6 protein-coding genes are annotated in these 7136 nt (G+C 72.4%); 5 read left to right on the top strand and 1 reads right to left on the bottom strand.

Annotation, left to right across the window (positions count from 1 at the left end; translation table 11 throughout):
- Positions 1 to 23 precede the first annotated feature (23 nt).
- Positions 24 to 1097: an LLM class flavin-dependent oxidoreductase gene (locus ACQKIP_RS10810; protein WP_365865647.1), complete on the top strand. Its 1074-nt coding sequence runs from the start codon at positions 24 to 26 to the stop codon at positions 1095 to 1097.
- A 68-nt stretch (positions 1098 to 1165) separates the two neighbouring features.
- Here ACQKIP_RS10810 and ACQKIP_RS10815 read toward each other — a convergent pair whose 3' ends face one another.
- Positions 1166 to 2647, bottom strand: coding sequence for a GMC oxidoreductase (locus ACQKIP_RS10815; RefSeq protein WP_365865645.1), 1482 nt, complete (start codon positions 2645 to 2647; stop codon positions 1166 to 1168).
- 410 nt (positions 2648 to 3057) lie between these two features.
- Between ACQKIP_RS10815 and ACQKIP_RS10820 the strand changes: the two genes are divergently transcribed.
- The 4 genes from ACQKIP_RS10820 (at position 3058) to ACQKIP_RS10835 (ending at position 7056) form a co-directional block, all read left to right on the top strand.
- The gene (locus tag ACQKIP_RS10820) at positions 3058 to 4107 is read left to right on the top strand and encodes an acyltransferase domain-containing protein (protein WP_365865643.1); all 1050 of its coding nucleotides are present in this window, start codon (positions 3058 to 3060) and stop codon (positions 4105 to 4107) included.
- Positions 4108 to 4217: 110 nt separating this feature from the next.
- On the top strand, positions 4218 to 5486 hold the full coding sequence (locus tag ACQKIP_RS10825; RefSeq protein ID WP_365865642.1) for a beta-ketoacyl-[acyl-carrier-protein] synthase family protein: 1269 nt from the start codon (positions 4218 to 4220) through the stop codon (positions 5484 to 5486).
- The gene (locus ACQKIP_RS10830) at positions 5483 to 6718 is read left to right on the top strand and encodes a ketosynthase chain-length factor (RefSeq protein WP_365865640.1); all 1236 of its coding nucleotides are present in this window, start codon (positions 5483 to 5485) and stop codon (positions 6716 to 6718) included. The genes ACQKIP_RS10825 and ACQKIP_RS10830 overlap by 4 nt, the downstream gene beginning before the upstream one ends.
- A 59-nt stretch (positions 6719 to 6777) precedes the next feature.
- Complete coding sequence (locus tag ACQKIP_RS10835) at positions 6778 to 7056, top strand: acyl carrier protein (RefSeq protein WP_365865638.1); 279 nt, start codon at positions 6778 to 6780, stop codon at positions 7054 to 7056.
- Positions 7057 to 7136 lie beyond the last annotated feature (80 nt).

Consider the following 7136-nt stretch of genomic DNA (forward strand, 5'->3'; position numbering starts at 1 on the left):
CACAACTTACGGAGCCAGCCAGCATGGAATTCGGCATCAACTTCTTTCCCACCGTCGGGCCGGACGACAAGGACGCGGCGGACTACTTCGAAGAGAGCCTGAGCCTGGTCGAGCTCGCCGAAGAGCTCGGCTTCGACCACGTCAAGACGGTGGAGCACTACTTCTTCAAGTACGGCGGCTACAGCCCGGACCCGGTCACGTTCCTGACCGCCGCCGCGGCCCGCACGAGCCGCATCAAGCTGGTGACCGGCGCGGTCATTCCCGCGTTCACGCATCCGCTGAAGCTGGCCGGGAAGCTGGCCATGCTCGACAACATCTCCCGCGGCCGGCTCCAGGTCGGCTTCGGACGCGCCTTCCTGCCCGACGAGTTCGACGCCTTCGGCATCGACATGGACGAGAGCAGGGCCCGCTTCGACGAGGGCCTGCGGGCCTGCCAGCGGCTGTGGAGCGAGGAGGACGTCGTCTGGGACGGCAGCTTCCACTCCTTCGGCCCCGTCACCCTGCTGCCGCGGCCCTACCAGCGCCCGCATCCGCCGATCCTGGTGGCCACGGCGAAGACGCCGTCCTCCTGCGAGCAGGCGGGGCGTGACGGCCACGGCCTGATGATGGTCCCCTCGATCAACAAGCGCGAGGTCGTGCAGGACATGCTGGGCCTCTACCGCAAGGCGTGGGCGGACGCGGGCCACCCCGGCGAGGGCGAGGTCCACATGAGCTACAACTGCTACCTCAGCGAGGACGCCGCCGAGGCCAGGGCCAAGGGCAAGGAGTACTCGCAGCGCAGCAACATGGTCATGCGGGACGCGGTGGCCGCGTGGGGAGAGCGGCGCAGCGAGGTGTACGCGGGTTACGAGAAGGTCGTGGAGAACATCGCCAGGGCCGACTTCGACCGCTCGCTCGCCGACAACAAGGTCCTGGTCGGCACCCCGGTCGAGGTCACCGAACGGCTCCGGACGATCCGCGAGTGGTACGGCGACATCTCCGTCAGCCTCCAGGTGATCTCCGGCAATCCCACCCACGAGGAGTCCGTGCGCAGCATCCGGCTCTTCGCCGAGCAGGTCATCCCGAACTTCCGCGACACGTCGGCCGCCGCTTCCTGAACACCGGCAGCCAGAAGGGGCTCTCCCCGGACATTGTCCGGGGAGAGCCCCTTTTTCCGGCCTTCAGGTCAGCTGGACGGGTCCAGGTCTGCGATCAGGAGCGAGGTCACGCGGGCCGCGACGGCGGCCACGGTCAGGGCCGGCGGGACGCCGGTGCCGGGCAGCAGCGAACCGTCCACCACGTAGAGGCCGTGGTAGCCGTTCACCCGCCCCGCGTCGTCGGTCACCGTGCCGAGCGGTACGCCGCCGACCACGTTGCCGCCGGTGGTGCCGATGCGGCTGAACGCCGTACGGCTGCCGGGGTTGGCCTCGTTGAGGCGGTCCAGGGTGTGGGTGATGGCGGACTGGGCCTTGGCCAGGGCCGGGTCGTCGGCGGGCCAGTGCAGGACGACGTCGTCCTTGTCGGCGTCGTAGCGGAAGGTGCCGAGCGCCGGTGCCGGTACGGCGCCGATGGTGGTGGTCCAGCCCTCCGCCTCCGGGGCGTCCGGCCAGGGGAAGTTGAGCAGGGACACCGGGCCGAGGGGGTTCTCCTGCCAGTCCTGCGCGAAGATCGCCGCGGGGCCGCCCTGCCGGGGGTTGTTCTCCGCCATGCCGGTACGGGCCGTGATGACCTCGCTGTTGCCGACGCGCGTGCCCAGTGCGTCGTGCAGGGCGGGCAGTGCGCCGCTCTGCTTGGCGCGCAGCAGGAGCCGGTTGGTGCCCAGGGTTCCGGCGGACAGGATCAGCCGCGCGGTGGTGATGCGGTGGCGGGCGATGACCTCGCCGCGCTCGTCGATCGTCTCGTACTCGACGTGGTAGCCGGAGCTTCCGTCGCCGCCGTCGACCGGGTGCACGGCACTCACCACGCTGAGCGCGCGTACGTCGATGTGCCCCGACGCCTCGGCGCGGGCCAGGATCGTGCGGTCGAGGCTGCGCTGGGCGCCGCTGTTGACGCCGAAGACGTTCAGGCCGTCGATCTGGGACCGCACCCGGGTCCCGGCCATCTCCTCGCGGACCACGTCCCAGTCCACGGCCAGGTCGACCTTGGCCCAGGGGATGCCGGCCTTGTCGAGCTGGTCGGCGAACGAGCGGGCCGAGCGGTAGAACTCGGAGTGGTAGATGTCGTCCGGTATCGGCGCGCAGCCGATCAGTTCGCGCGCTGCGGGATACCACCGCTCGGTCATCTCGCGGTGGTCGAGGACGTCGCCGAGGGTCTGCTGGAAGAGTTCGGCCGAGGGCTCGCACATCGTGCCGTTGGTCGCCAGTGAGGCGCCGCCCACGCCGGTGCCGGCGAGGACGTTCATGCCGCTGCCCTCGACGAACTCCAGGACGCCCGTGTAGACGTCGAGCTTCGCGTCCGTGAGCGGTGATGTCTCGCTGAGCCAGGCGGCGCGGCCGTCGGGCTCGGTCTGTGTCGCGAAGGTGTCGCCCGCGTCGTCGACGGGCCAGCGGCGTCCCCGCTCGAGGAGGACGGCGTCGACCCCTGCCTCCGCCAGCCTCAGGGCGGCGATCGAACCTCCATAACCGCTGCCGACGATCACCACGTCGGCGCGGTGCTGCTGCCTCTCCACTGAGCGGCCTCCCTGCCTATTTCGTCCCGGCCTTTCGGACACGTCGAACATCGCGGACCGCGATGGAGGCTCACTGTGAAGCCGCTGCAGAGCAGATCAGTCCCGTCAGTCCGATCAGGCGGCCCGCAACGCCAACGGCCGCCGGACGACGGTGTGATGACCGTGGTCCGGCGGCCGTGTGCGGTGGGCGCGCGCTGAGCCGAGGGGGACGGATCACGTTCCGTCGGCCGTGTTTCCAGTGTGGGAAACCGGCCCGGGAAGCAGCTGGGGGCCCGCTGGAGAGGTACGGGCGGCACTTCGCGGATCGAGATCGAGCCTCCAGGGCGTGGTGCGAGGGTGCGCCTGTCGCGCCCAACCGTCCCACCCCCGACTCATGCCGTCCCGCCCCGTCCCGTCTTCTGGAGGCAGCCGTGCGCCCGACCACTCCCCAGTCCCCGGCTCCCGCATCACGCGGTGTGGCCCTGCTGTTCCCCGGCCAGGGAGCCCAACAGCCGCTCATGGCCGCCGGGTTGTACCGTGCCCATCCGCCGTTCCGCCGCCTCATGGACGAGGCGTTCGAAGTGTGGGGTGCCGAGGGCGCCGCGCTGCGCGCCGACTGGCTCTCGGACTCCCCTGCCGTGGACCTGGACGACGTGCGCCGGGCCCAGCCCCTGCTGTTCTGTGTCGACTGGGCGCTCGGCCGCCTGGTGCTCGACTGGGGGGTGCGGCCTGCGGCCCTGCTCGGCCACAGCGTCGGCGAGGTCGCCGCGGCCACCCTGGCCGGTGTCTTCAAACTGGAGGAGGCCGCAGGCCTGATGGCCGAGCGGGTGGCGCACATCGAGTCGGCGCCGCCCGGCGGCATGCTCGCCGTGCAGGCGGCCGCCGCCGACATGGCGCCCTATCTGCACGCCGACGTGGTCGTCGGCGCCGTCAACGCACCGCGCCAGGTGATCCTCGCCGGTTCCGAGGCGCCGCTCGCCGCGTCCGAGGCCCGGCTGCGCGCCGCGGGGTTCACCTGCCGCAGGACCCGCGCGCTCAGCCCCTTCCACAGCCCGGCGCTCGCCCCGGCCGCGCAGGCGGCGCTGCCCGCGCTGACCCGCCTTCCGCTGCGGGCCCCGCGGCTGCCGGTGGTCTCGGCGTACACGGGAGGCCCGCTGACCCCGGCCGAGGCCGCCGACCCGCGGTTCTGGGCCGGGCAACCCGCGGCCCCCGTACTCTTCGGACCCGCCCTCGACGCGCTGCTCGGCACGGGCGAGTTGCTGCTGCTCGAAGCCGGGCCGGGGCTGGGACTCACCTCGCTGGCCAAGCGGCATCCGGCGGTCGGCCCCGGCCGCTCCTCGGCCCTGGGGCTGCTGCCCGCGCGCGCCAAGGGCGACGCGTCGGACCTGAACACGCTGCGTACGGCGGTCGAACGGCTGCTGTCCGAGGGGCAGTTGGCGTATGACCCGCTGCCGTCGCCGGAACCGGCGAGCGCGTCCTGAGTCAGGCCCAGCACGCAACCAGAGGCCCACCATCCCGCCTCCAGGCAGGACTGCGAGCGTGACAGCTCGGGGCCGGTCACCGGACCCCGCCGACTGTGAGTGAGGATGTCATGGAGCGTCGCATCGTCATTACGGGGATCGGTGCAGTGGCCCCCGGCAAGCCGGGCGCAAAGGAGTACTGGGAGCTGATCTCGAACGGGCGCACGGCCACCCGTACGATCTCGTCCTTCGATCCCGCGCCCTACCGGTCCCGGGTCGCCGCCGAATGCGACTTCGACCCCTTCGCCGCCGGCCTCGGCAGGCAGGAGGTCCGGCGCATGGACCGGGCCACCCAGTTCGCCGTCGCCGCCGCCCGCGAGGCCGTCAGCGACAGCGGGCTCGACCTGCCCGCTGCCGACCCCGCCACCGTCGGGGTGTCCCTCGGCAACGCCGTGGGCTGCACGACGAGCATGGAACGCGAGTACACCGTCCTCAGCAACGAGGGCGCCGACTGGCTGGTCGACCACCGCTACGCCGTACCCCACCTCTACGACCACTTCGTGCCGAGTTCCATCGCGGTCGAACTGGCGCGGCTCGTGGGGGCGCAGGGCCCGGTGGCGCTCGTGTCGGACGGCTGCACGTCGGGCCTCGACGCGATCGGCCACGCCACGGACCTGATCCGCGAGGGCAGTGCGGACGTCGTGATCAGCGGCGGCACCGACGCCCCGATCTCGCCGATCACGCTGGCCTGCTTCGACGCCATCAAGGCGACCACCCCGCGCAACGACGACCCGGAGCACGCCTCGCGCCCGTTCGACGCGACGCGCAACGGGCTCGTCCTGGGCGAGGGCGCGGCGGTGCTCGTCCTCGAGGAGCTGGAGCACGCCAGGCGGCGCGGTGCCCGGATCTACGCCGAGGTCGCCGGGGTCGGCACGCGCTGCAACGCGTACCACATGACCGGACTGCGCTCCGACGGGACGGAGATGGCCGACGCCATCACGCATGCCCTCGCGGAGGCCCGCCTCGCGCCCGAGTCGATCGACTACGTCAACGCCCACGGGTCGAGCACCAAGCAGAACGACCGGCACGAGACCGCCGCCTTCAAGACGGCCCTGGGGCAGCACGCGTACGCCGTGCCCGTCAGTTCGGTAAAGTCGATGATCGGGCACTCCCTCGGTGCGATCGGCGCGCTGGAACTGGTCGCGTGCGTGCTCGCCATGCGCGACGGACTCATCCCGCCGACCGCCAACCTCCACGAACCGGACCCGGTCTGCGACCTGGACTACGTGCCGCTGCGGGCCAGGGAGGCCGAGGTCGACAACGTACTGAGCGTCGGCAGCGGTTTCGGCGGCTTCCAGACGGCCGTCGTCCTGGCCCGTCCCGAGCGGGTCGCGGCATGAGCGTCGACTCCACGGTGCGCACCGTGGTCACCGGTGTCGGTGTGGCCGCGCCCAACGGCATGGGCACAGAGGCCTATTGGGCGGCGACGCTGGCAGGACGCAGCGGCATCGCCCCGACGACCCGCTACGACGCCGCCGGATACCCGCTCCAACTGGCGGGCGAAGTACCGGACTTCGAGCCCGAGCAGCACATCCCGAGCAGGCTCATCCCGCAGACCGACCACGGCACCCGGCTCTCCCTGTACGCGGCCGACGAGGCGCTGCGCGACAGCACCCTCGATCCCGCCGAGCTCGACCCGTACGGCATCGGGGTGGCCACCGCCTCCTCGATGGGCGGCTTCGAGTTCGGGCAGCGGGAGTTGCAGAACCTGTGGAGCAAGGGCGGGCGGTTCGTCAGCGCGTACCAGTCCTTCGCCTGGTTCTACGCCGTGAACACCGGTCAGATCTCCATCCGGCACGGCCTGCGCGGCTCCAGCAACACCGTGGTGACCGACGCGGCGGGCGGGCTCGACGCGGTGGGCAACGCCCGGCGGCAGATCCGCAAGGGAACCACCGCGATGCTCACCGGCGGCGTCGACGGCGCCCTGTGCCCGCTCGGCTTCGCCGGGCACCTGAGCTCCGGTGCGCTGAGCACCGGCAGCGACGCCCGGCGCGCGTTCCTGCCCTTCGCCGACGACGCCTGCGGCCAGGTGCCGGGCGAGGGCGGCGCGTTCCTGGTCCTGGAGGACGCCGCGAGCGCGCGGCGGCGCGGCGCCCGCAGCTACGGCGAGATCGCGGGCTACGCGGCGACGTTCGACCCCGGTCCGCTGCCGTCCGGGCAGGAGGGCACGGGTCTGGTGCGGGCGATCCGGCGGGCGTTGCAGGACGCCGGTGCGGTGCCGCAGGACGTGGACGTGGTGTTCGCGGACGCCGCCGGGGTGCCCGACCTCGACCGGGCGGAGTCCCGTGCGCTCGGTGAGGTGTTCGGTCCCGGCGGGGTCCCGGTGACCGCTCCCAAGAGCATGACGGGCCGGCTCTTCGCGGGCGGCGCGTCGCTCGACCTGGCGACCGCGCTGCTCGCCCTGCGGGACGGCGCGATCCCGCACACCGCGAACGTCTCGCGCCCCGGCTCCGGGCATCCGATCGACCTCGTCACCGGGGAGCCGCGCGAGGCCGATCTGCGCTGCGCGCTGGTCGTGGCGCGCGGGCGCGGCGGGTTCAACGCCGCCGCCGTCGTACGCCGGGACGCCTGACGCCCACGGCGCGGCGCGGCCCCTCCACCTCTTCCACACCCCTGCCGAAAGGACATCTCATGAGCGACGCAAACGCGACCGTGACCGAACTGACCGTGGAGGACCTCACCCGCATCATGCGGGAGTCCGCGGGCGAGGACGAGTCGGTCGACCTCAGCGGCGACATCCTCGACTCCGACTTCACGGAGCTCGGTTACGACTCCCTCGCTCTCCTGGAGACCGCCGGGCGGATAGCCCGTGACTACGGGGTCGAGCTGAGCGACGACGACCTCGACGGCATCGACACGCCGCGGCAGTTCCTGACGGCCGTCAACCGGACGCTGACCGCCGCCGCGTAATCCCGGCGGGCCGGTCGGCCGGTCAGGATTGCGGAGACGGGCGGGGGGGGGCCCCCCCCGCCGGGGTGGGGCCCCCCCCC

The sequence above is a fragment of the Streptomyces sp. NPDC059900 genome, assembly GCF_050270335.1.
Taxonomy (GTDB): domain Bacteria; phylum Actinomycetota; class Actinomycetes; order Streptomycetales; family Streptomycetaceae; genus Streptomyces.

Coding starts and splice junctions, on each gene's coding strand:
- ACQKIP_RS10830 (WP_365865640.1), top strand. CDS start 5,483: ATGAGCGTCGACTCCACGGTGCGCACCGTGGTCACCGGTGTCGGTGTG.
- ACQKIP_RS10810 (WP_365865647.1), top strand. CDS start 24: ATGGAATTCGGCATCAACTTCTTTCCCACCGTCGGGCCGGACGACAAG.
- ACQKIP_RS10835 (WP_365865638.1), top strand. CDS start 6,778: ATGAGCGACGCAAACGCGACCGTGACCGAACTGACCGTGGAGGACCTC.
- ACQKIP_RS10825 (WP_365865642.1), top strand. CDS start 4,218: ATGGAGCGTCGCATCGTCATTACGGGGATCGGTGCAGTGGCCCCCGGC.